Origin of the sequence: Streptobacillus felis, assembly GCF_001559775.1 — a bacterium.
GTDB classification, from domain to species: Bacteria; Fusobacteriota; Fusobacteriia; order Fusobacteriales; family Leptotrichiaceae; genus Streptobacillus; species Streptobacillus felis.
Window position 1 is genome coordinate 1 of sequence record NZ_LOHX01000107.1, and the last position, 346, is coordinate 346.

General features: G+C 30.9%; 1 protein-coding gene. It reads right to left on the reverse strand.

Going from position 1 to position 346, the window contains the following annotated elements:
* Nucleotides 1-346 (reverse strand): hypothetical protein (locus tag AYC60_RS01900; RefSeq protein ID WP_156447636.1); only part of this gene is annotated, 346 nt, incomplete at both ends.

Below are 346 nucleotides of genomic sequence, written 5' to 3' on the forward strand. Positions count from 1 at the left end.
AAGTTCCACTCATAGAATCTTTACCTCCTATTGCTGCTATTTCAAAGTCTAATTGACATCTCATTGCACCAAGTAAGGCAAGCATAGGTTTTGACCATTTAACATTATCTTTTCCTAATTTTTCAAAATATTCTTGAAAAGATAAATATATTCCATCATAACTAGTTCCAGAAGCTACTAGTTTTGCAATTGATTCAAGTACAGCATACATAGAACCATGATATGGAGATTTTTCTGTTAGATACGGATTATATCCCCAAGTTATTGCTGATGAAGTATTAGTTTTTTTAGAAATCATAGGTATCTTCATTATAGATACATCAATAGGACTTAGTTGATATTTCCC